This is a genomic window from Myceligenerans halotolerans, from assembly GCF_054782975.1.
Genome location: NZ_BAAGRL010000012.1, coordinates 225924 through 246589, shown reverse-complemented (window position 1 = coordinate 246589; position 20666 = coordinate 225924). Strand labels below are relative to the sequence as shown.

Annotated in this window: 19 protein-coding genes; 11 read left to right on the top strand and 8 right to left on the bottom strand. The window is 72.3% G+C overall.

Annotated features, from left to right (window positions below; translation table 11 throughout):
* Positions 1 to 155: 155 nt before the first annotated feature.
* A complete protein-coding gene (locus ACYVK5_RS10290; RefSeq protein ID WP_460704499.1) occupies positions 156 to 1334 on the bottom strand; it encodes a DUF3179 domain-containing protein in 1179 nt (392 codons plus the stop codon).
* 196 nt (positions 1335 to 1530) lie between these two features.
* On the opposite strand from ACYVK5_RS10290, the gene ACYVK5_RS10285 reads away from it, so the two are divergent.
* The 8 genes from ACYVK5_RS10285 to ACYVK5_RS10250 all read left to right on the top strand — a co-directional run bounded on the left by ACYVK5_RS10285 (position 1531) and on the right by ACYVK5_RS10250 (position 9770).
* A complete protein-coding gene (locus tag ACYVK5_RS10285) occupies positions 1531 to 2139 on the top strand; it encodes a TlpA family protein disulfide reductase (protein ID WP_460704497.1) in 609 nt (202 codons plus the stop codon).
* A 1-nt stretch (position 2140) separates the two neighbouring features.
* On the top strand, positions 2141 to 3004 hold the full coding sequence (locus tag ACYVK5_RS10280) for a cytochrome c biogenesis CcdA family protein (RefSeq protein WP_460704495.1): 864 nt from the start codon (positions 2141 to 2143) through the stop codon (positions 3002 to 3004).
* 105 nt (positions 3005 to 3109) lie between these two features.
* Positions 3110 to 3598, top strand: a complete 489-nt coding sequence (locus ACYVK5_RS10275) for a MarR family winged helix-turn-helix transcriptional regulator (protein ID WP_460704493.1) — start codon at positions 3110 to 3112, stop codon at positions 3596 to 3598.
* Between the two features lie 118 nt (positions 3599 to 3716).
* On the top strand, positions 3717 to 4520 hold the full coding sequence (locus ACYVK5_RS10270) for an MBL fold metallo-hydrolase (RefSeq protein ID WP_460704491.1): 804 nt from the start codon (positions 3717 to 3719) through the stop codon (positions 4518 to 4520).
* Positions 4511 to 4924 (top strand): nuclear transport factor 2 family protein, encoded by a 414-nt coding sequence (locus tag ACYVK5_RS10265; protein WP_460704489.1) that lies wholly within the window; start codon positions 4511 to 4513, stop codon positions 4922 to 4924. The genes ACYVK5_RS10270 and ACYVK5_RS10265 overlap by 10 nt, the downstream gene beginning before the upstream one ends.
* A gap of 307 nt (positions 4925 to 5231) precedes the next feature.
* Positions 5232 to 7448 (top strand): serine hydrolase domain-containing protein, encoded by a 2217-nt coding sequence (locus tag ACYVK5_RS10260; RefSeq protein ID WP_460704487.1) that lies wholly within the window; start codon positions 5232 to 5234, stop codon positions 7446 to 7448.
* A gap of 25 nt (positions 7449 to 7473) precedes the next feature.
* Positions 7474 to 8889 (top strand): sensor histidine kinase, encoded by a 1416-nt coding sequence (locus ACYVK5_RS10255; protein ID WP_460704485.1) that lies wholly within the window; start codon positions 7474 to 7476, stop codon positions 8887 to 8889.
* Complete coding sequence (locus ACYVK5_RS10250) at positions 8886 to 9770, top strand: response regulator (protein WP_460704483.1); 885 nt, start codon at positions 8886 to 8888, stop codon at positions 9768 to 9770. The genes ACYVK5_RS10255 and ACYVK5_RS10250 overlap by 4 nt, the downstream gene beginning before the upstream one ends.
* A 121-nt stretch (positions 9771 to 9891) precedes the next feature.
* Here the strand turns inward: ACYVK5_RS10250 and ACYVK5_RS10245 are convergent, their stop codons facing one another.
* The gene (locus ACYVK5_RS10245) at positions 9892 to 10611 is read right to left on the bottom strand and encodes a DUF4386 domain-containing protein (protein WP_460704481.1); all 720 of its coding nucleotides are present in this window, start codon (positions 10609 to 10611) and stop codon (positions 9892 to 9894) included.
* A 157-nt stretch (positions 10612 to 10768) separates the two neighbouring features.
* Between ACYVK5_RS10245 and ACYVK5_RS10240 the strand changes: the two genes are divergently transcribed.
* Positions 10769 to 11437, top strand: a complete 669-nt coding sequence (locus tag ACYVK5_RS10240; protein WP_460704479.1) for a TetR/AcrR family transcriptional regulator — start codon at positions 10769 to 10771, stop codon at positions 11435 to 11437.
* Between the two features lie 136 nt (positions 11438 to 11573).
* Here the strand turns inward: ACYVK5_RS10240 and ACYVK5_RS10235 are convergent, their stop codons facing one another.
* From ACYVK5_RS10235 to ACYVK5_RS10225, 3 genes are all read right to left on the bottom strand, one after another.
* Complete coding sequence (locus tag ACYVK5_RS10235) at positions 11574 to 12791, bottom strand: cation:proton antiporter (RefSeq protein ID WP_460704477.1); 1218 nt, start codon at positions 12789 to 12791, stop codon at positions 11574 to 11576.
* A gap of 149 nt (positions 12792 to 12940) precedes the next feature.
* On the bottom strand, positions 12941 to 13459 hold the full coding sequence (locus ACYVK5_RS10230; RefSeq protein WP_460704475.1) for a PNPOx family protein: 519 nt from the start codon (positions 13457 to 13459) through the stop codon (positions 12941 to 12943).
* On the bottom strand, positions 13456 to 14148 hold the full coding sequence (locus ACYVK5_RS10225) for a DUF4386 domain-containing protein (RefSeq protein WP_460704473.1): 693 nt from the start codon (positions 14146 to 14148) through the stop codon (positions 13456 to 13458). Before ACYVK5_RS10225 ends, ACYVK5_RS10230 begins: the two co-directional genes overlap by 4 nt.
* A gap of 104 nt (positions 14149 to 14252) precedes the next feature.
* On the opposite strand from ACYVK5_RS10225, the gene ACYVK5_RS10220 reads away from it, so the two are divergent.
* Entirely contained in the window at positions 14253 to 14954 is a 702-nt protein-coding gene (locus tag ACYVK5_RS10220; protein ID WP_460704471.1) for a TetR/AcrR family transcriptional regulator C-terminal domain-containing protein, read from the top strand.
* Positions 14955 to 14998: 44 nt separating this feature from the next.
* Positions 14999 to 17752 carry a bifunctional FO biosynthesis protein CofGH gene (locus tag ACYVK5_RS10215; protein WP_460704469.1) on the top strand — a complete coding sequence of 918 codons (2754 nt, stop codon included), beginning with the start codon at positions 14999 to 15001 and terminating at the stop codon, positions 17750 to 17752.
* A 179-nt stretch (positions 17753 to 17931) separates the two neighbouring features.
* On the opposite strand, the gene ACYVK5_RS10210 is transcribed toward ACYVK5_RS10215, so the two are convergent.
* From ACYVK5_RS10210 to ACYVK5_RS10200, 3 genes are read right to left on the bottom strand one after another with little or no spacing between them, the layout of a single operon-like run.
* The gene (locus ACYVK5_RS10210; protein ID WP_460704467.1) at positions 17932 to 19074 is read right to left on the bottom strand and encodes an aromatic ring-hydroxylating oxygenase subunit alpha; all 1143 of its coding nucleotides are present in this window, start codon (positions 19072 to 19074) and stop codon (positions 17932 to 17934) included.
* Positions 19071 to 20294, bottom strand: a complete 1224-nt coding sequence (locus ACYVK5_RS10205; protein ID WP_460704465.1) for an NAD(P)/FAD-dependent oxidoreductase — start codon at positions 20292 to 20294, stop codon at positions 19071 to 19073. Before ACYVK5_RS10205 ends, ACYVK5_RS10210 begins: the two co-directional genes overlap by 4 nt.
* Positions 20291 to 20635 carry a bifunctional 3-phenylpropionate/cinnamic acid dioxygenase ferredoxin subunit gene (locus ACYVK5_RS10200; protein ID WP_460704463.1) on the bottom strand — a complete coding sequence of 115 codons (345 nt, stop codon included), beginning with the start codon at positions 20633 to 20635 and terminating at the stop codon, positions 20291 to 20293. The genes ACYVK5_RS10205 and ACYVK5_RS10200 overlap by 4 nt, the downstream gene beginning before the upstream one ends.
* Positions 20636 to 20666: the final 31 nt, after the last annotated feature.

Sequence of the window (20666 nt, the reverse complement as noted above, 5' to 3'; positions counted from 1 at the left end):
ACTCACCGGCCTGCACAACCGACAGCCGCGAACCGCATCAGGTCGACGAGGACATGCGACTCGAAACCAGCGCCTGCGCCGGCGGTCGACAGCCGGTCGGAGGTCGACGGTCGACGGTCGGTACTCGGCAGCCGACGATCAGTGGCCGGGCCGGCTCAGTCGATCAGTCGCGTCTCCGGCTGGAAGCCGACCCAGGCGAACCAGAAGGTGTCGAGGTGCGTCACGGGCTCCAGGGTCTCGCCCTTCAGCGGTCCTGCCGTCGCGCGTCCCAGGACGTTCCAGGCCGATCCCGTCTCCTCGTCCTCGAACCCCGCGCCGGCCGGGCGGAAGGTAAGGGCGCGCCCGTCCGCCGTCGTCGGCTCGAAGACACCGACAGTGCCGACCTCCTGGCCGTCGACGATGCGATCGGCGTCCAGCGCCGAGGCCTGGCCCTCCCGGTGCCAGAGCACCAGGTCGCGGCCGCCCACCTCGACCTCGAGCACTCCCGACTCGGCGAGGAGGGCGCGGCGCACGGCCACCGCGTTGCCGTCGGACTCGATCCCGACCACCCGTTCCTTCACCGGAAGCCGGGGATCCTCGGTCGGGGGCTGCACGAGCAGGCGGCCGTCCGGGTCGTCGTACCCGGGGTACGGGTTGCGGCCGTAGTCGCGCGAGAAGCCCGTGTCGCGGGTGAGCACCAGCGCGTCGGGGTGGTCGCTGCGGAACTGGCCCCAGCCGACCGCCCCCATCGGGATCGCCACGAGCTGCGCCCCCGTGAGGTGCCCCACGGAGGCCTGACCGGTGAGCTGCGGCCACAGCGACTCGGTCTGCCGGTCGTACATCACCAGGTTGTCGATGTAGAGCTTCCCGGACGTGCCGAAGTCCAGCACCTCGCCGTCGACGGTGCGCTCGAACGCCACCCCGGAGTTGCACAGCGGGCAGTAGGTGACCGCCACGGGCACGCCGCCGACCTCGTCGTTCACGATCTCGTGCCACGTCATCACCTGCAGGGGGTAGGCCCGGGTCTCGTCGGCGACGGTGAGGGACAGCACGGGCTCGTCGTCGTCCAGCCAGTCCACCTCGCCGGCCGGCTGGAAGACGGGGTCGTCGATCGCGGGGATGCCGTCGGGCGGTATGCCCCCGGACGCGAGGTGGTCCAGGTCGATGAGGGGCTCGGGCAGGTCGGGGTTCTGCGGGTAGTCGAGGGCCGACGGCGTGTCGTCGTCGACGCCGGACCCCGCCGCGGACCCGGACTCGCCCGCCGTGCCGGACCCATCGCCGGCCGGCTCCTCCGGCGCGGCGCATCCGGCGAGCGCCACGAGCAGCGCCGCCACCAGTACCAGCTTCCGGACCATGGCCCCCACGATCCGCTGCCACACGGCGACACCTCTGTAACGCCCATCACTATCGCCCAAAGTCACCGAAACCCGTGGTCAGCGCTACGCCCGCGCCGCGTGACGGTCACCGTGGACCGGCGACAGCCGGCCGACGTCATCGGACTGTAAGGACGCTCACCGACAATCCGCCCAGTTCCGGGAGCAGACTGTGTCTATGCGTCGGATTCTCGCACCCTTGATCGTCAGCGTCCTGTTCCTCGCGGGCTGCGCCGCCGGGACCACCCCGGGCACGGAGACCGGCGACGACGCCGGCGCGAGCCCGGAAGCCCCGGTCGGCACGGACGCCGACTCCGGCACGGACACCGACTCCGGCTCGGACACCGGCGACGGCGATGCCGCCGACGCCGGCTCGGGGGCCGACGTCGACCCGGCCGCCTGGGACTTCTCCGCCGAGACGCTGGACGGCGGCACGTTCGACGGCACCTCCATCGCCGGTACGCCCACCGTGCTCTGGTTCTGGGCGCCCTGGTGCCCGACCTGCCGCGCCCAGATCCCGACCGTGACCGGCCTCGCGGAGCGGTACGACGGCGAGGTCGAGTTCGTCGGCGCCGGCGGCCTCGCGTCCGGCGACGAGATCCGCGACCTGGCCGACGACATCCCGCACATCACCCACCTCGTCGACGTCGACGGCGTGGTCTGGTCGAAGTTCGGCGTCACCGCGCAGTCCACCTACGCCGTGATCGACGAGAACGGCGAGGTCGTCGCGGACGGCTACCTGGACAACGGCACCCTCGAGGACCTCGTCGCGGACCTGGCGGGCTGACGTGCCCAGCGCGGACGCCTTCGCGGTGGCCTTCGGTGCGGGGGTCGTCGCCGCTGTGAACCCGTGCGGGTTCGCGCTGCTGCCCGCCTACCTCTCCCTGTTCGTCCTCGGTGAACAGCGGTCGCGACCGGCCGCCGTCGGACGCGCGATCCGAGCAACGCTCGCCCTCACGCTCGGGTTCGCCGGGGTGTTCCTCCTGTTCGGCCTGGCCGTCGCGCCGGTCGCGGCCGCCGTCCAGGCCTACCTGCCCGCGTTCACCGTGGTACTCGGGCTGGTGGTCGCCGCGGCCGGCGGATGGCTGCTCGCGGGGCGCAGCCTGCCCTCGATCACGATCGGCCGCCGGCCCGGGAAGCAGGGGGCGCCGACGGCGGGCTTCGGCTCGATGACCGGGTTCGGCGCGTCCTACGCAATCGCCTCGCTGGGCTGCACCGTCGCGCCGTTCCTCGCGGTGGTGGTGACCGCGTTCCGCGTCGACTCGCCGCTGGCCGGGGTGCTGCTGTTCCTCACCTACGCGGGCGCGATGGGCTTGATGGTGGGGACGGCCGCCGTCGGAGTCGCGCTGGCCCGGGACGGCCTCATCGCGCGGGCGCGACGGTCGGGCAGCTGGCTCCCGAAGGCGGGCGGCGCGCTGCTCCTGGTCGCGGGCCTGTACGTGGGCTGGTACGGCTACTGGGAACTGCGGGTGCTGCACGCGGGCGCGGACGCGGATCCCGTGGTGGCGGCTGCGGCGACCGTCCAGCAGTTCCTCCACGAGATCGCCCCGTGGATCGCCTACGCGGGCGTGGTCCTGATCGCGGCGGTTCTCGTCGTCGTGGCGATCCGGCGCGTACGCCGCCGCTCCGGATCGGCCCGCGCCCCTCGGTGACGTTCTCCGGCCGCGGCCATCCGACTGCTGCGCAGCTACGGCAGCTCTGACGCACTGACCAGTGATCGCACCTCGTATCGTGGACCGCGACGACGGGGAGGCACTGTGGGCGATGCGTTCGCGACCGCGAAGGAGGCGGCCGATGACGAGTCGGTGGTCGCCTTCGGGCGGTTCCTGGGGGCGGCGAGCCGGCTGGAGCACGTGCTCGGCCGGGAGATCGAGGAGCGGTGCGGGATCTCGCACCTGATGTTCGAGGTACTGCTGATCCTGGCCCGCGCCGGGGAGCCCGGCCTGTCGATGCGCACCATCAGCCGCGAGCAGGTGCTGACCACCGGCGGAGTGACCCGGCTGATCGACCGCATGGAGGTGGCGGGCCTCGTGGAGCGCAGCGACAACCCCGCCGACCGGCGCGGCCGCATCGTGCGCCTGACGGCGGCAGGAGAGGCGAAGACCGTCGAGGCGAGCAGCGTGCACCTGGCGAACATCCAGCGGTACTTCCTGGAACCGCTGCGCGCCGAGCACCGCGCCGCGTTCGCCGAGAACCTGCGGATACTCAGCCGCTCCGCGGGCGAGGCGGTCGGGCGCCTGCGATAGCCGGCAGGCCGGTCCACACCGGAACTCTTCCAGGGAATATCTGATTGGTCAGATACTGTTCAGTCAGACGAACGGCGCCGCATCCGCGCGGTGCCCGGCCCTGATACGAGGAGCAACCATGACCGCACTCGAGTTCACCCTTTTCGACCTGGACTTCCCTGCCGGGAACAAGGCCAAGACCGCCACGCTCGTCGCCGGCGAGACCGAGGCGATGCTCGTGGACGCCGGCTTCACCCGCGCCGACGGCCATCGCCTCGCCGCCGCCGTCCTCGATTCCGGCAAGGCCCTCACCACCGTCTACATCAGCCACGGCGACCCCGACTTCTACTTCGGCGCCGAGGTTCTCGCGGACGCCTTCCCGCAGGCCCGGTTCGTCGCGACCGCACCGGTCATCAAGCACATCCAGCACTCCTACGAGGGCAAGCTCAAGGCCTGGGCCACCTCGGGCGTGAACCTGCCGACCCGGCTGATCGACCTGGAGGTCCTCGGCGGCGACATCACCCTGGAAGGGCACCGCTTCGAGCTTCGCGGCGGAGCCCCTGGCCTGGAGGACCGGCACTACCTGTGGCAGGCCGAGCAGCGGGCGGTTCTCGGCGGCTGCATGGTCTTCGCCGGGCAGCACGTGTGGACCGCCGACACCGGCGAGGCCGCTCGCGCCGTGTGGCGCGGCGTGCTCGACGAGATCGAGGCGCTCGACCCGGACCTGGTCGTGCCCGGCCACCGCGCGCCCGGCGCGCCCGCCACCGTCGAGGCCGTCCGCTACACCCGCGAGTACCTCGAGCAGTTCGAGGACGTCCTCAAGACCTCCGCGGACGGCGCCGCCGTGACCGCCGAGCTCGTCGAGCGTTACCCCGGCGCGGAACTGCTCGTCGCCGCACAACTCGGGGGCAAGGTCGCGAAGGGCGAGATGGCATGGGGCTGAGCGACTTCGCGACCTCGATCGAGCCGCGTGACGTGGTGCGACGCCAGTACCTGGCGTCCGCAGCCGGGGACCTGGAGGCGCTGCGCGCGACCCTCGCCCCCGACGTCGAGTGGACCGAGATGGCGGGCTTCCCGCTGGCCGGCACCTATCGCACGCCCGAAGGCGTCACGACGAACGTGATGGAGCGGCTGGGCGCGGACTGGACCGACTGGGCCGCCCACGACGACACCTACGTGGCCGACGGCGAGAACGTCGTGGTCCTGGCCCGCTACACCGCGGTCAACAAGGCCACAGGCAAGCCGATCGACGTGCGCGTGGCGCATCACTTCACGGTCCGGGGCGGGCTCATCGTCCGCTTCGAGCAGTTCGTCGACACCGCCAAGGTCCGCGACGCGATGGCCTGACAGCGAGGGTCGCTTCCGCAGCCTGAACGTGCTGGACCGCGGGCCGGTGGTCGTGCGTGTGACGCGTGGCCCGACCGCCCCACCCGAGCCTTGTCCGCCCCGCGCGGACGGATGGTCGGTCCGATGCCGCGGGGCCGCTCCCTCGGGTCCCACTCCTCGGCATCGGGCCGATCGTCGCCCGAGGTTCCGCCAAAGGTCGTAGGCCGATTTCCGACCTCCGCCAGTCGTGCGCGGCAGGGCCCGCCGACGACGCTGGGTGCACTCGAACCGAAGCCCCTTTGCGGGGCGAGAGCACCCAGGAGGACACATGCACGCCGCCACCACGGACCGCCGTCGGGCACCGGGAATCCGACCACCCCTCCCGGCGCGGATCGCCGCCGCGCTGGGCGCCGCCGCGCTCGTCGCGACGACGGCCGCCTGCGGCGGTACCCAGCCTGAGTCGTCCAGCGCCGGATTCGGCTCGCACGCCGGCGCCGCGTCCGCCTCGCACACAGGCGCGAGGCCTGGCGTTCACGCAGCCGCTGCGTCCGGCGCTCATGCAGGCACGACGTCCGGCACTCAGGCAGGCACGACGTCCGGCGCCGAGACCAGCACGCTGTCGGCCGCTCAGGCAGGTACGACGTCGGGCGCGGGGTTGGGCACCGTGGCCGCCGTCGCCGAGGAGCTGACCGCAGCGAACGTGGACGCCTGGCTCGAGGAGAGGCTGCCCGCGGCCATGGAGGCCAACGAGATCGCCGGAGCCTCGGTCGCCGTCGTGCACGACGGCGAGGTCGTCACGACGCGGGGCTTCGGGCAGGCCGACACCGGCGCGGACGGCGGCGCGCCGGTCGACGCGGACGCCGACACGCTGTTCCGGCCGGGATCGGTGTCCAAGGTCTTCACCGCCACCGCCGTCATGCAGCTCGTCGAGCAGGGAGACCTGGATCTCGACACCGACGTCTCCGAGTACCTCGACTTCGAGATCGACCGGAACTTCGACGCCGACCTCACGCTGCGGCACCTGCTCAGCCACACCCCGGGGTTCGAGGAGCGCATCGGCGGGCTGATCGGTTCGGGCGACGGACCCGCGGATCTCCGGCAGGCCCTCGTGACCGACCCGCCCGAGCAGGCCTACGCCCCCGGGACCACGCCCGCGTACTCCAACTACGGCAACGCGCTGGCCGGGTACATCGTGGAGCGGGTCAGCGGCGAGTCGTTCGAGGGCTACGTCGACCACCACATCTTCGAGCCGCTGGGGATGGAGTCGTCCACGTTCCGCCAGCCGCTGCCGGACGAACTGCGGGACAAGATGTCGCAGGGCTATGCTGACGCCACCGGCCCGGCCCAGCCCTTCGAGATCGTCGGCACCCCGCCGGCCGGGGCCCTCACCTCCTCCGCGAACGACATGGCGCGGTTCATGCTCGCGCAGCTCGGCGCGGTCCCCGAGGAGAACCTGCTGCTGAACGACGCGACCCGGGAGCAGCTGTACTCCCCGGCGCTGACCGAGGCCGACCTCGGCAGCTTCGCGGGCGCCCAGCGCATGACCCTCGGGCTCTTCGAGGAGGACCGGAACGGTCACCGGATCGTCGGCCATGGGGGCGACACCCAGTTGTTCCACTCCCACCTGCAGCTCTACCCCGACGACGGCACCGGGTTCTACATCTCCGTGAACAGCTCCGGTCTGGACCCCCTGGTGACCCACGAGCTGCGCATGGACCTGCTGGAGGACTTTGCCGACCGGTACTTCCCCGCGGACGGCACCACCGGTGAGGACACCGCCGACGACAGCGCCCGCACGGGCATCGACACCGTGACCCAGCGGGAGAACGCCGAGCGTCTGGCCGGGACGTACGTCGCGGCCCGCGGCTTCCACAGCAACTTCCTCGCCGCGCTCGCCCCGGTGATGAGCTACAAGCTGAGCGCCCGCGACGACGGCCGCCTGGCCATGAACCCGGACCCGGGCACCCAGCGGCCGGCCGTCTACGAGCAGATCGGCGACGACGTGTGGCAGGAGGTCGACGGGGAGCGCAGAATCGCGGTCCGGACCGAGAACGGTCGCGTCACCGGCATCGCGCACGACTCCGCCTTCACGATCCTGCCGCTCGCGGCCGAACGCGAGGCGGGCCTGCCGATCCTCCTTGCCGCCACCGCCGTGCTGCTCCTCTCGCTCCTGGCCTGGCCCGCGGGTGCCGTCTGGCGGCGGATCCGCAAGCTGCCCGCCCCGGACCCCGCGGGACGGCTCTGGCGGGCGCTGACCCGGGTGGGTGTCGTCAGTGCGCTGCTCGCCGTCGTCGGCTGGTCCGTGGCCGTACTGAGCATCATGGAGCTGGTGGAGGTGCCGTCCTCGGCGATCCGAGGGCTCCAGGCACTTCAGGTGGTCGGCGCGCTCGGTATGGTGCCGGCGGCGGCCGGACTGGTCGGCGCGATCCGGCGACGGGCCGGCTGGCGCCGGATCGCGGGACCGGCGGTGGCGCTCGTGGCGCTCTCCGCGGTCACGAACTTCGCGATCATGTTCCACCTCCTGTCCCCGAACATCTCCTACTGAGACGGACTGAGACAGGATGAGTCCCGTGCAGTCACCGCCCGAGGAACGCCAGACACGCCGGGTATACCGGCAGGACGCCCTACTGGCCGCTGTCGTCACCGTGATCACGCTCGGAGTGGTCATGATCATGGTGCGGCTCATCGACGCGGACCCCGACGTCAGTCTGTCTTCCGCGCAGTACTGGGCGGTCGGTGTCCTGTCGTGCGCGCAGGCCCCGTTCCTCGCGCTGCGCCGCTCCCTGCCGATGGCGACGCTCCTGGCCGTCGCGGCGTGCCAGGTGGCGCTCGTCGCCGTCGCGCCGGAGGTGATGTCGCACGGGATCGCGCTGCTCGTCGCGGCGTACACCGTCGGGTCGCGCACCTCCACCACGACCACGCTCGCCGTCCTGGTCCCGGCCGTGCTGGCCCAGACCGCGATGGTGGTCGTGGCGGCATGGGGGCGGCCGGACCTGGCCGCGCTCGTCGTGAGCCAGACAGGGTCGGCGCTGATGGCCTACGGCGGCGCGGCGTTCGTCGGCAGCTATGTCGCGACGCGCCGCCGCGAGCGCGAACTGGAGCGGAGGAGCGCACAGGCCCAGATCGCGGCGCAGCGCGAGCGCGCCGAGACAGCCGTCGCGGCGGAGCGCGGCCGGATCGCCCGCGAGCTGCACGACGTCGCGGCCCACCACCTGTCGGGCATGATCGTGCAGGCCTCCGCCGTCGACCGCCTCATCGGCCGGGACGACGACGCCGCCCGCTCGGGCGCGGCCTGGATCCGCTCGCAGGGCAAGGCGACCCTGGAGAACCTCCGGCAGGTGGTGGGTCTGCTCCGGGACGACGCCGGCGTCGACGGGAACGCCCCGGTGCCGGGACTGGGCGCGCTTCCGGCGCTGGTGGAGGAGGCCCGGCGGGCCGGCACCGACGTCGTACTGGAACGGACGGGCGAGGCTCTGCGGCTGCCGCCGATCACGGACATCTCCTGCTATCGGATCGCCCAGCAGGCCCTGACCAACGTCCGGCAGCACGCGCCGGGCGCAGCGGCGCGGGTCCGGCTCGCCTACGGCCCGCGGGCGGTGGAGCTGGAGGTGGTGAACGGCCCGGCCGCCCGCTCCCCCGCCGAACTCGCGGGTGGTGGAGGGTCCGGCCTGATCGGCATGCGCGAACGCGCCGGCCTGATCGGTGCCGACCTGGCCGCCGGTCCGGCCGCCGACGGCGGCTGGCGGGTGCGGCTGCGACTCGCGGTCTCGCACGACGACGGGCTGTCGCGGGAGAGGGTCGACGGGTTCCCGGGTACGGATGCCCATGGTCGACCGGAGGCAGGGCGCGACGACGGCCGCCGGAGAAGCCGGCACGCCGACAGCCGCCGCGGTGCCGGGCCCGGCACCGGCCGGCCGGGCGACGAAGGGACCGGCAGCAGCCGTCCTGGCGCAGGACACGACGACGAGACGGGGGATCTCGCATGATCAGGACGCTGCTCGTGGACGACCAGGCGGTGGTGCGCGCCGGCTACCGGGTGCTGCTGGAGGACGCCGGGGACATCGAGGTGGTCGGGGAGGCGTCGAACGGCCCGGCCGCGGTCCGTGAGGCGGCTCGTCTACGACCGGACGTGGTCTGCATGGACGTGCGCATGCCCGGCGGCGACGGGATCGCGGCGACCCGCCAGATCCTGGCAGCCGCGAACACGATGGATCCGAACGGCGCAGACACTGGCGGCAGCGGTCCCGGCGGAAGCCGTCACGGCGCGGGGCCCGACGACGGAAGTCCCGGCGGCAGCGGTCCTGGCGGCGGCCGTCACGGCGCGGGGCCCGACGACGGAAGTCCCGGCGGCAGCGGTCCTGGCGGCGGCCGTCAGGGCGAAGGCCCCGGTGGTGGCGGTCCTGGCGACGGCCGTCAGGGCGACGGCCCGGCGCCCGTGGCGCCCGCGGTTCTCGTGGTGACCACCTTCGACCTGGACGACTACGTGTTCGGGGCCCTCGAGGCCGGCGCGAGCGGGTTCCTCCTCAAGGACTGCGAACCGGAGGAACTGATCACGGCCGTCAGGAGGCTCGCGGCGGGTGAGGGCATGGTGGACCAGGCCGTGACGCGGCGGGTGATCACCGAGTTCGCCCGGCGGACGAGGAGGACCGCAACCGCGCCCGGCCCGGCCGCCGCGCTCACCGAGCGGGAGACCGAGATCGTGCGGCTCCTGGCGAGCGGCATGTCGAACGCCGAGATCGCACGCGAGCTGTACGTGGAGACGAGCACGGTGAAATCCCACCTCGGGCGCGCGATGACGAAGATCGGCACCCGCGACCGCGTGCAGACGGTGGTGTGGGCCTACCGTCACGGCCTCGCCGAGCTCTGACGAGATCGTCCGCCCGCACACCTTTCGGCGCCGACGACATCGACTGACGAAGTTGGTGACGAACCACGAGCTTGCTTTCGCTTCGACCCCTTGAAGCGCAAGCAAGCTCGTGGTTCGTCGACTACGCCGTCACGGCTTGCCGGCGCGGTCCTTCGTACGCCTCGGGGTCGAACCCCTTGACGAGCAGCCGGCCCGCCAGGCCGATCTCGAAGAGGGCTCCCGGGATCAGCATCACGAGGCTGATGTGGACGCCGAAGATCTCCGCGGCGGACCCGGCCGCGTGCGCGGCGTAGCCGACGAGGCCGAGACCGGCCAGCCAGCGCGGCACCAGGCGGGTCCGGTACAGCAGGGCGACCAGCACGAAGGCGCCCACGGACAGCGTCAGCTGGCCCGCCTGGTAGCCGAGCTCGTTGGCGTCGAGGGCCAGGTGGGCGAGCGCCGTCGCCCAGCCGTCGCCGGCGGGCCCGGCGGCCGCGCTCTCCCGGGCCAGGGGGATGAGCAGCAGCACGGCGAGCGCTCCGGCGGCCATGAGAATGACCTGGATGATCATCGCCGCGAGGTAGGCCAGCGCCGTCTTCCTGCCGTACTGGTCGACCACCGGGAAGAACAGGACCGCCTTGCCGATGTCGACCGCGGTGTTGAGCAGCATGAGGAAGGCGCCGAGCGCGAGGAGCGTCGCGTGCGCGGGGACCGAGGCGAGGAAGTCCTCCCCGTCGGCGACGGAGGTCACCAGGGCGTTGCCCGTCCCGTACATGAGGAACCCGGCGAGGAACAGGCTCCCGATCAGCCGGGAGGTGAGCATGCGCGCGTCCAGGCGCGGGGGCGTGGTCAGGGTGGTCATGGCTGAGTCCTTCTCTGGGGGCGGGTGAGGGCCCGCGCGGCGTCGTCGTACCCGGCACCGTGCGGCGGTTTCGTACTAAGTACTAATGCTACCGTACACAGTACGAAGCCCTGAGAGAGCCCGTGACAGATCCGAGAGAACCCCCGACAGAGGCACGATGACCGACCCTTCGAACCCCGCGACGCCGTCCCGGACGCGGCTGAGCCGCGCACGCGTCCTGGACGCGGCCCTGACGGTCGCCGACCGCGACGGACTGCAGCGGCTCACCATCCGTTCCCTGGCGAACGAGCTGGGCGCCCGGCCGATGTCCGTCTACCACTACGTCTCCGGCAAGGACGAGCTTCTGGACGCCCTCGTCGACGTCGTCTTCGAGGCGATCGACTCCCCGGATCCCGACGGCGACTGGCGCGAGGAGATCGGCCGGAGCGCGCACTCGGCGCGTGCCGTCCTCCGCGAGCACAGCTGGGCGATCGGCCTCCTGGAGTCCCGCGCCTCCCCCGGCCCGGCAACCCTGCGACATCACGACCGGGTCCTCGCGTGCTTGCTGCGATCCGGCTTCTCGACCGAGCTGACGGCCCACGCCTACGCGCTCGTCGACAGCTACGTGTACGGCTTCGCACTGCAGGAGGCGTCGCTCCCGTTCGACGGTCCGGGCGCCGCCGGGGACATCGCCCGGCCGATCATGGAGCAGATGGGCACCGGCGAGTACCCCGCGATGGTCGAGATGGCCACGAACCACTACCTCCGGCCGGGCTACGACTGGGCGGACGAGTTCGGCTTCGGGCTCGAGCTCATCCTCGACGGACTGGAACGACGACGGGGCTGACGGCTCACGCCGAGCGCTTGCGCGGCGAGCCTGCGCGGCGAGCCTGCGCGGCGAGAGATGCCAACCGAAGGTGGCACCGGGGACGAGACCCGCGACCTGGGTGCCCGGAGTCCGACGCCCGGTCCGGCGGCCGGTCCTACAGCCGGTCGTCCTGTTCCTCCGGGTGTTCGTCTTCCGCTGCGGCCGGTGCGTGCATGCCCCCGATCCGTTCCGCGAGGGCCGGGAACAGGAGCACCGAGAGCACGCCCGCGCAGACCAGGGCCGCCGCCTGGGCCTCGTCGAGGGCGCCGCTCGACACGCCCGCCGTCGTGATCACCACGACGAGGGGGAGCGCGGTCGACGCCATCGTGGAGAGGGCGAGCGCCTCACGCCGCGGGAGGTCCCGCCGGTGGAAGAGGAAGGTCGGGACGCCGCGGACCACCAGGAGGAGCACGAGGAAGATCGGCACGCTGACGAGGACCGCCGCGTCGGAGACCAGCGACTGGACGTCCAGACCGACTCCGGTGACGACGTAGAAGATCGGGATGAGGAAGCCGAACCCGATGCCCTCGAGCCGGGAGCCGACGATCCGTGCCTCCGCGGGGTCGCTCGACCTGAGGAAGACATGCACGAGCAGGCCGGCCGTGAACGCGCCGAGCACCGGGTCGAGCCCGAGCCACTCGGTGATCGCGAACAGCAGGATCACCAGGAACACGCAGAGCCGGACGGCCACCTGCGAACTCGTCCCCAGCGTGGCCGCGACGAGGCGGCCCAGCCGCGGATGGCGGGGCCGGCGCGCGAGCCACGCCCCGGCCAGGGCTAGCGCGGTGAACGCGCCGAGTACGGCGAGCGTGTGGGCGGGCCGCTGCCCGCTGAGCACGAAGGCGATGGCGAGGATGGGGCCGAACTCCCCGATGGTCCCCACCGCGAGCACGCCGTCGCCGAAGCGCGTGCCGCCCAGGCCGGCGTCCCGGACCAGCGGGAGGACCACACCGAGTGCGGTGGTGGTCAGCGCGAGCCCCACCACCAGGCCGGTCTCCGTCCCGCCGACGACGAGCCCGAGGCCGAGTCCCGCCCCGAGCGAGACCAGCCAGCTCCAGGTGGCCCGCCGCAGCGGCCCGCCGACGACGCGCCCGACCTCGATCTCGTACCCGGCCAGGAACATGAGGAACGCCAGCCCGAGATCGCTCAGCGCGTCGACGACGTCGGTCCTCTCCACCAGGCCGAGCAGCGCCGGCCCGAGCAGGACGCCCAGCAGGATCTCGAAGACCACCGCCGGCACCTTCAGCCGCGGCTCGCCGCGGTCGGCGAGGAACGGCGCGACGACCGCGGCGAGCGTGATCAGCGCCAGCATCATCAGGCTCTGCTCGTCCACCGGCTGCCCCCTCCGTCCGCCTGCCCCTCCCCAGCATGCTGGCCGCGGCGCCGGGCTGCCATCCGGGAGGTCCCCTGTGAACCAGGAGGTTCCTTACGCCCCCGGGGCCTGGAGCGTAAGGAACCTCGTGGTGTGCACGGACCCCTGACTCAGGGGACCGGCCGCTCCTCGCCCGCGAGCTCCGTCGCGCGCAGCCGGAGCGCGTTCTCGAGCTTGAAGATACGGATCGTCGCCGGCTCCAGCTCGGGGAAGGCCGTCTCCCCGACGGGGACCACCTCCGGGCGGTCCACGTGGTAGGTCTTGCCGTCGAACTCCAGGACGGCGGATCCGGCCGCCCGCAGGTTGCGGAGCCAGTCGGTATCGGGCCCGTAAGGCAGCTCGACGGCGAACCCGCCGGGCTCGGGGCTGGGCCCGATCGGCGTGACGTACTCGCGGCCGCTCGTGCGCCCCCGGTGGCGCAGCAGCCCCATCGTGGCACCCTCCTTGCCGGCGGTGCGTAGCTGGGCGCGGTTGGTGACGGATCGGTTGAAGCGCCGCACCGCCCCCAGGATGCGCGGGTTCTGGGTGCGGACGCCGATCACCACGAACGCCATCGCCGCGGCGAGCAGGACGGCGACCGTCCCGACGACCACGCCGAGGACCGTGAGGACCGTGAGAATCACGCTCATCGCGACCGCCCCCCACGCACCAGGAACCAGATGCCGAGTGCGACCTCGCCCAGCAGCGAGCTGGCCACGAGGATCCCGGTGAGCACGGTCAGGAGGACGGCGCCGTCGGGCAGGAAGAGGCGGGCGACGCCGTCGGCCGCGTACGCGAACCCGGCCACGAGCAGGACGACGCCGAGGAGCGACGGGGTGGCGCGATCGCGCAGGACGATCAGGCCCAGCACGACGAGATGGGCGGCGAACACGACGAGGCCGACCCGCCACGTCGCGGTGAACTGTCCGAGCGCCGCGTGGGCGGCGGCGTCGTCGGGGGCGGCGCCGGTGGCGATGCCGAGTGCCGTGGAGAGGTGTCCGACGGCGGTCGCGAGGACCGCCGCGTAGGTGACGCGGAGCCAGGCGGCCAGGGCGGGCAGCTCCCGGTGTCCGCTGCCGAAGAACCGCCACACGGCCCAGGCGAGCACGACGTCGAGGATCACGACGAGCAGGAACGCCGTGATCGCCAGGCCGAGAAGCACCTGGCCGTCGGCGATCCGGTCGGCCGCACCCGCGGCGCCGGTGCCCGCGAGGCCCAGGAGCGTGGCGTTGGCGGGGAGGGCCGCCACCGCCATGGCGAGCGTGGAGACGCCCGCGACGACGGCGGCGTCGCGGGGATAGGTCGTGGTGCCCGGTGGAGCGGCACTGGTCATGGTCATGGTCCTGATCCCTCGATCGCAGTTTATCTTGTAAACATGTTTACCTTGTAAGCGTAGCCGTCCACAAGTCCTCGGAGGGATGAATCGTCGGAGAGAATGCGATGGTGACCGAGACACGGAACCGGCGTCGTCCCCTGAACCGCGCCCGCGTGCAGGCAGCCGCCGTGGAGGTCGCCGACCGGGACGGCCTCAAGGGCATCACCATGCGGTCCGTCGCCGACCTGCTCGGGGTCGAGGCGATGGCGCTGTACCGGCACGTCTCCGGCAAGAACGACCTGCTCGACTCCCTCGTCGAGGTCGTCATCGCCGAGGTCAACGACGCCTGCGACGCCCTCCCCGCGCCCGAGGACCCGGCCGACTGGCGCACCAACCTGCGCCGCCGCATCCTCACCGCCCGGGACACACTGCTCCGGCACCGCTGGGCACCCGCCCTGATCGGCTCGCACGGCACGATGGGACCCGCGCTGATGCGCTACCTCGACGAGTTCGGGGCGATCATGTCCGCCGGCGGATTCACCCTCGACACCATCCACCACGCCCTGCACGCGTTCGGCCCGCGAGCGCTGGGCTTCTCGCCCGAACTCTTCGAACCCGAGGCGCCGGCGGTCGTGGAGACCGACCTGGACGAGGAGGCGGCGCTCGCCGACCTGGCCGCGATGGCCGAGAGTCTGCCCTTCCTCGCGCAGATGGCGCAGCACCTCGCCCACGAGGCGTCCACGACGCTCGGCTGGTGCGATGACCAGGCCGAGTTCGAGTTCGGGCTCGACGTCATGCTCGACGGCCTGGAGAAGCGGCTGCACCGCTGAGTCCGGGCCATCCCTCCCCTGACGACCGCATAGGGTTTCTCACCATGGACGACGACATCGCGGCCCAGGTCCCCGCAGCCCCCACACCCCGGCAGACCAGCCGCGCGCTGGCCCGCGCCGAGCGCGGCGTCGCACTGGACGTCGAGGAGACCGCCGCGCTGCTCGCCGCCAGGGGCGAGGAACTGGACCGGCTGTGCGCGGTCGCGGCGCGGGTCCGCGACGCGGGCCTGGTCGAGGCGGGCCGGCCCGGCACGACGACGTACTCGCCGAAGGTCTTCATCCCCGTCACCCGGCTGTGCCGCGACCGCTGCCACTACTGCACCTTTGTGGAGACGCCGGGCCACGCCGCCCGCGAGGGCCGGGAGCCGTACCTGTCGCCCGACGAGATCCTCGCCATCGCCGCCGAGGGCGCGGAGCTGGGCTGCCTCGAAGCGCTCTTCACGCTCGGCGACCGCCCCGAGGACCGCTGGCCCGAGGCCCGGCAGTGGCTCGACTCGCGCGGCTACGACTCGACCCTCGCCTACGTGCGCGCGATGGCGATCCGCGTCCTGGAGGAGACCGGCCTCCTCCCCCACCTCAATCCCGGCGTCATGAGCTGGGAGGAGATGAACCGCCTCAAGCCCGTGTCCCCGTCCATGGGGATGATGCTGGAGACCACCTCCCGGCGGCTGTACGAGACGAAGGGCCTGGCGCACTACGGCTCGCCCGACAAGGACCCGGAGGTCCGGCTCCGCGTGCTCGAGGACGCGGGACGGCTCGCGATCCCGTTCACGTCCGGCCTGCTGGTCGGCATCGGCGAGAACCTCACCGAGCGTGCCGAGACGATCTTCGCGCTGCGCGCGAATCTCCGGCGCTACGGCGCGCTGCAGGAGATCATCGTCCAGAACTTCCGCGCCAAGCCCGACACCGCGATGCGGCACAGCGACGACCTCCCGCTCGACGAGTACCGCGCCGCGATCGCGGTCACCCGGGTCGTGCTCGGCCCGAAGGCGCGCATCCAGGCTCCGCCGAACCTCGTCGACCTGGCCGAGTGCACCGCCCTCCTGGACGCCGGGATCGACGACTGGGGCGGGGTCTCGCCCCTCACCCCCGACCACGTGAACCCCGAGCGCCCCTGGCCGTCGCTCGACCGCCTCCGTGAGACCGTCGAGCAGCACGGCTTCACCCTGCGCCCGCGGCTCACCGTCCATCCGCGGTACGTCCTGCAGGGCGAGCCGTGGCTCGACCCGCGCATCAGCGCCCACGTCGCGGCCCTCGCCGACGACGACGGTCTGGCGCGGCCCGGCGTGAAGCCGTCCGGCCTCCCGTGGCAGGAGCCCGACGGCGGGTTCACCGCCGCCGGCCGCACCGACCTGCACGAGACGGTTGACACGGAGGGCCGCACGGCCGATCGCCGCGCCGACTTCGACTCGGTCTACGGCGACTGGCAGGGCCTACGAGACGAGGTGGCCCACCGGAACCAGGCCGCGACGGCTGCCGACCACGCCATTTTGCGCGATGGTCGCGCTTCCACCGCGCAAGATGGCGTGGTCGACCAGGATGGCGTGGTCGACGGCGGCGGGGCTGACGGCGGCGGGGCTGACGGCACGACGACGGGCTCCGCGACAACGGCATCAGCGTCGGCATCGGGACCGGAGGCGGGGTCGGAGTCGACGCCCGCATCGGGGTCGACCGCTGCGGCGGCGACCACTCGTGCGGTGGCGATCAGCGCCGAGGGGAAGGCCGCGCTGGCGGCGGCCGAGCGGGATCCGGGCGGGTTGTCCGACGAGCACGCGCTGACGCTGATGACCGCCGAGGGCGAACTGCTGGAGCGGGTCGCGTCGTTCGCCGACTCGCTGCGGCGCGACGTCGTCGGCGACGACGTCACCTACGTGGTGAACCGGAACATCAACTTCACCAACGTCTGTTACGTCGGCTGCCGGTTCTGCGCCTTCGCGCAGCGCCGCAGCGACGCGGACGCCTACTCGCTGTCCCTCGACCAGGTCGCCGACCGGGCGGAGGAGGCCTGGGGCCTCGGCGCCACCGAGGTCTGCATGCAGGGCGGCATTGACCCGCAGTTGCCGGCGACCGGCTACTTCGACCTGGCCCAGGCGATCAAGCAACGCGTGCCGGACATGCACGTGCACGCGTTCAGCCCGATGGAGATCGTCAACGGCGCCTCACGCACCGGCCTGAGCTTCGAGGACTTCCTCATCAAGGCGCGCGAGTCCGGCCTCGACACGATCCCCGGCACGGCGGCGGAGATCCTGGACGACGACGTGCGCTGGATCCTCACCAAGGGGAAGCTGCCGACGAGCACGTGGATCGACGTCGTCTCCACGGCGCACCGGGTCGGGCTGCGGTCGAGCTCGACGATGATGTACGGGCACGTCGACCACCCGCGGCACTGGGTCAAGCACCTGCGCGTGATCTCCCGCATCCAGGACGAGACCGGCGGGTTCACCGAGTTCGTGCCGCTGCCGTTCGTGCACAACAGCTCGCCGATCTACCTCGCCGGCGTCGCCCGCCCCGGCCCGACCGCGCGCGACAACCTCGCCGTGCACGCGATGGCCCGGATCATGCTGCACGGCCGCATCGACAACATCCAGACGAGCTGGGTGAAGCTCGGCGTGGACGGGACGCGGCGCATGCTGCGGGCGGGGGTGAACGACCTGGGCGGAACGCTGATGGAGGAGACGATCTCCCGGATGGCGGGCTCGGAGCACGGCTCGGCCAAGACCGTCGCGGAACTGGAGGAGATCGCGTCGGGCATCGGCCGCCCGGTCCGTCAGCGCACGACGACGTACGGCGTGCCATAGGCCCAACGGGACGGCGGGCCGGTCGGCCGTGTGGTCACTCCGTCAGTCACACGGTCGTGTGGCCAGCCAGCCGTTCGGCGTGTGGTCGGGGGTTTGGCGTGTGGTCGGTCAATCACTTGACCGACCACACGCCAAACCCCCGACCACACGCCGAACGGCCGACCACACGTGGGCCGCATCTACCCGCGTAGGCCCGGCGACACCTTCTCCCGTACCCATTCGTGGAACTCGCCGATGTGGTGCTCCGCCGGGACCAGCACGCCCCCGTCCGTGTAGAGGGCGGAGGCCATGGACGGCTGGGTCTTCTCGCAGGCGTCGAAGTCCTGCCGGTTGACCCGGTCGAACAGTTCGACCGACGCCGAGACGTCGGTACCCGACTCCACGACGTCGCCCACGAACAGCCAGTCGCACTCCAGGACGGTCCGCTCGGCCGAGACCGGGAACATCCGCAGGAAGATCACGTGGTCAGGGACCATGTTCACGAACACGTTCGGCCGGATGGTGATCGCGTAGTAGCGGCGTTCCTGGTCCGGCGCGATCGTCGGTAGCTGCCCGACGCCGGACGAACCGTCGACGGTGAACCCCTCGACGTCCTCGCCGAACTCCGCACCGTGGTTGACGAAGGCCTGAGAGGCCCAGCCCTCGGCGAACTCGGGAAGCACGTTCGTCAGCTCGGGGTGGATCGTGGCGCAGTGGTAGCACTCCTGGAAGTTCTCGATGATCAGCTTCCAGTTCGCCGCGACGTCGTAGGTGATCCGGCGCCCGACGGCCAGCTCGTCGATGTGGTAGTTGTCGAGGTGGTGCACGTCCCCGAGCCGGGTGACGACCTCGCCCAGCACGGTCTCGGTGAACGACGGCGGCTCGTCGGCCAGGCACACCCACACGTAGCCCAGCCACTCCCGCACCGCCACGGCGCGCAGCCCGTACCGGTCGCGGTCGACGTCGGGCATCCTGGTCAGGTTCGGTGCCGCGACGAGCTTGCCGTCCAGGTCGTAGGTCCAGGCGTGGTAGCCGCACTGGAACGTGCGCCCGCTGCCGGACTCCTCGGTGCAGACCCGCATCCCGCGATGCCGGCACACGTTGTAGAACGCGCGCACCTCGCCCCGCCGGTTCCGGCTCACGACGAGCTGCTCGCGGCCGACCTGCACCACCTTCCAGTCGCCGGGCCTGGCGAGGTCCGCGCTGCGCACCACGCAGTTCCAGCTCTTCTCGAAGATGTGTTCCTGCTCCAGCGCGAAGATCTGCGGGTCCGTGTAGTAGCGGCCGGGAAGGGTCGGCATCAGCGACCCTTCGACCGGGCTGTCCAGTTTGTCGATGATCATGCCGCGCTCTCCTTCTCGAGCAGGACTCCGGGCTGGGGTTCGGGCACGGGCATGGGCTGGGGAACGGACCGGCGCCGCATGCGCGACCGGCGCCACCGCGTCACCTCACGGAGGCGGTTCATCCCGAGCACGGCGACCTCCTCGCCGTCACGCTCGTAGACGATCAGCAGGTCGCCGCCGGTGACCGAGCCGTCGCGGATCGTGGCCCGGTCGGCGCTACTCGGCTCGCCGGCGACCTGGATCGTGGTGCCGTACTGCTCGGACCAGCAGTACGGCACCGGGGCCGGCGGCGGTTCGTGGCCCAGGATCGAGGCGGCGGCGGCAGCCGCGTCGTCGACGGCGTCCTGCCAGTGCCCCGCACGGCCATGGGTGGCCCGCTGCGCGCAGTCGCCCACCGCCCACACGCCGTCGGCTCCGGTACGCCCGGCCTCGTCGCAGAGCACCGCGCCGGACAGCCCGAGCGGCACCCCGGACGAGGCCAGCCATCCGGTTGCCGGCCGGGCGCCCACTCCCGCGACGACGAGGTCGGCCTCCACGAGCCCGCCGTCGGCCAGGGACACGCCGCCGACCCGGCCGGACGCCCCGGGGACGAACCCGGTGGCCCGGGCCTCGTCCACGAAGCGCACGCCGTGACGTTCGTGCAGCGCCTTCAGGCTCAGGGCGGCCTCCGGCCCGAGGCGGCTCCGTAACGGGTACGCCTCCGGGCCGACGACGGTCACCGAAGCGGCGCCGAGCGCGGTGGCCGTGGCCGCCGTCTCGAGTGCCACGAACCCGCCGCCGATCACGGCGACGCGGCGGCCGGCGACGCCGTCGGACCGCAGCGCCTCGGCATCGTCCAGCGTGCGCAGTACATGGGTGCCCGGGAGCGCCGGGCCGAGGCGCACGGCGTCGGAGCCGGTGGCGACCACTATCGCGTCCGCGGCGAAGGCGCGGCCGTCGGCCGTCCGCACCACCCTGTCGTACGAGTCGAGCGCGACGGCGCACGTCCCGCGGACCCAGTCGGCGTCCAGCGGGTCTTCCGGGTCGTCGAGCGCCAGGTCGGCCGCGCCGATCGTGCCGGCCAGGTAGGCCTTGCTCAGCGGCGGCCGGTCGTAGGCCGGGTGCGGCTCCGCGCCGATCACTGTCAGCGCTCCGCCGTAGCCGGCACGGCGCAGCGCGTTCGCGGTGTGGAAGCCGGCCAGGCCACCACCCACGACGAGGACACTCGCCGGGGCGCTCATCCCACGACCATCCCGGGCGGGAGGTTCGGCTCCAGTGCGGAGAGCTCGACCCACACCTCACCGCCGCGCACCTCGACCTGGTGCACCCGGACCGGCTTCTTCGCGGGCGGCTGGTCGACCTCGCCGGTGAGCAGCGAGAACGAGCTGGTGTGCAGCGGGCACTCGATCCGGCAGCCCTCGACCCAGCCTGCGGCCAGGGACGCGTCCTGGTGCGTGCAGGTGTCGTCGACGGCGTGCACGGTTCCGTCCTCGGTGAGAAAGATCGCGATCGGTGGCTCGAGCGCGTCGATGCGCAGCCCTTCGCCGGGTACCAGATCGTCCAGGAGACATACGCGTTGCATAGGACCTCCGATCAGGCTATTGTTGCGCTAT

What these genes read in the sequence shown, in the direction of transcription:
- ACYVK5_RS10260 (WP_460704487.1), top strand. Translation starts at nt 5,232, where the DNA reads ATGCACGCCGCCACCACGGACCGCCGTCGGGCACCGGGAATCCGACCA.
- ACYVK5_RS10210 (WP_460704467.1), bottom strand. Translation starts at nt 19,074, where the DNA reads ATGATCATCGACAAACTGGACAGCCCGGTCGAAGGGTCGCTGATGCCG.
- ACYVK5_RS10200 (WP_460704463.1), bottom strand. Translation starts at nt 20,635, where the DNA reads ATGCAACGCGTATGTCTCCTGGACGATCTGGTACCCGGCGAAGGGCTG.
- ACYVK5_RS10270 (WP_460704491.1), top strand. Translation starts at nt 3,717, where the DNA reads ATGACCGCACTCGAGTTCACCCTTTTCGACCTGGACTTCCCTGCCGGG.
- ACYVK5_RS10290 (WP_460704499.1), bottom strand. Translation starts at nt 1,334, where the DNA reads ATGGTCCGGAAGCTGGTACTGGTGGCGGCGCTGCTCGTGGCGCTCGCC.
- ACYVK5_RS10215 (WP_460704469.1), top strand. Translation starts at nt 14,999, where the DNA reads ATGGACGACGACATCGCGGCCCAGGTCCCCGCAGCCCCCACACCCCGG.
- ACYVK5_RS10225 (WP_460704473.1), bottom strand. Translation starts at nt 14,148, where the DNA reads ATGACCATGACCAGTGCCGCTCCACCGGGCACCACGACCTATCCCCGC.
- ACYVK5_RS10265 (WP_460704489.1), top strand. Translation starts at nt 4,511, where the DNA reads ATGGGGCTGAGCGACTTCGCGACCTCGATCGAGCCGCGTGACGTGGTG.
- ACYVK5_RS10230 (WP_460704475.1), bottom strand. Translation starts at nt 13,459, where the DNA reads ATGAGCGTGATTCTCACGGTCCTCACGGTCCTCGGCGTGGTCGTCGGG.
- ACYVK5_RS10245 (WP_460704481.1), bottom strand. Translation starts at nt 10,611, where the DNA reads ATGACCACCCTGACCACGCCCCCGCGCCTGGACGCGCGCATGCTCACC.
- ACYVK5_RS10205 (WP_460704465.1), bottom strand. Translation starts at nt 20,294, where the DNA reads ATGAGCGCCCCGGCGAGTGTCCTCGTCGTGGGTGGTGGCCTGGCCGGC.
- ACYVK5_RS10285 (WP_460704497.1), top strand. Translation starts at nt 1,531, where the DNA reads ATGCGTCGGATTCTCGCACCCTTGATCGTCAGCGTCCTGTTCCTCGCG.
- ACYVK5_RS10240 (WP_460704479.1), top strand. Translation starts at nt 10,769, where the DNA reads ATGACCGACCCTTCGAACCCCGCGACGCCGTCCCGGACGCGGCTGAGC.
- ACYVK5_RS10250 (WP_460704483.1), top strand. Translation starts at nt 8,886, where the DNA reads ATGATCAGGACGCTGCTCGTGGACGACCAGGCGGTGGTGCGCGCCGGC.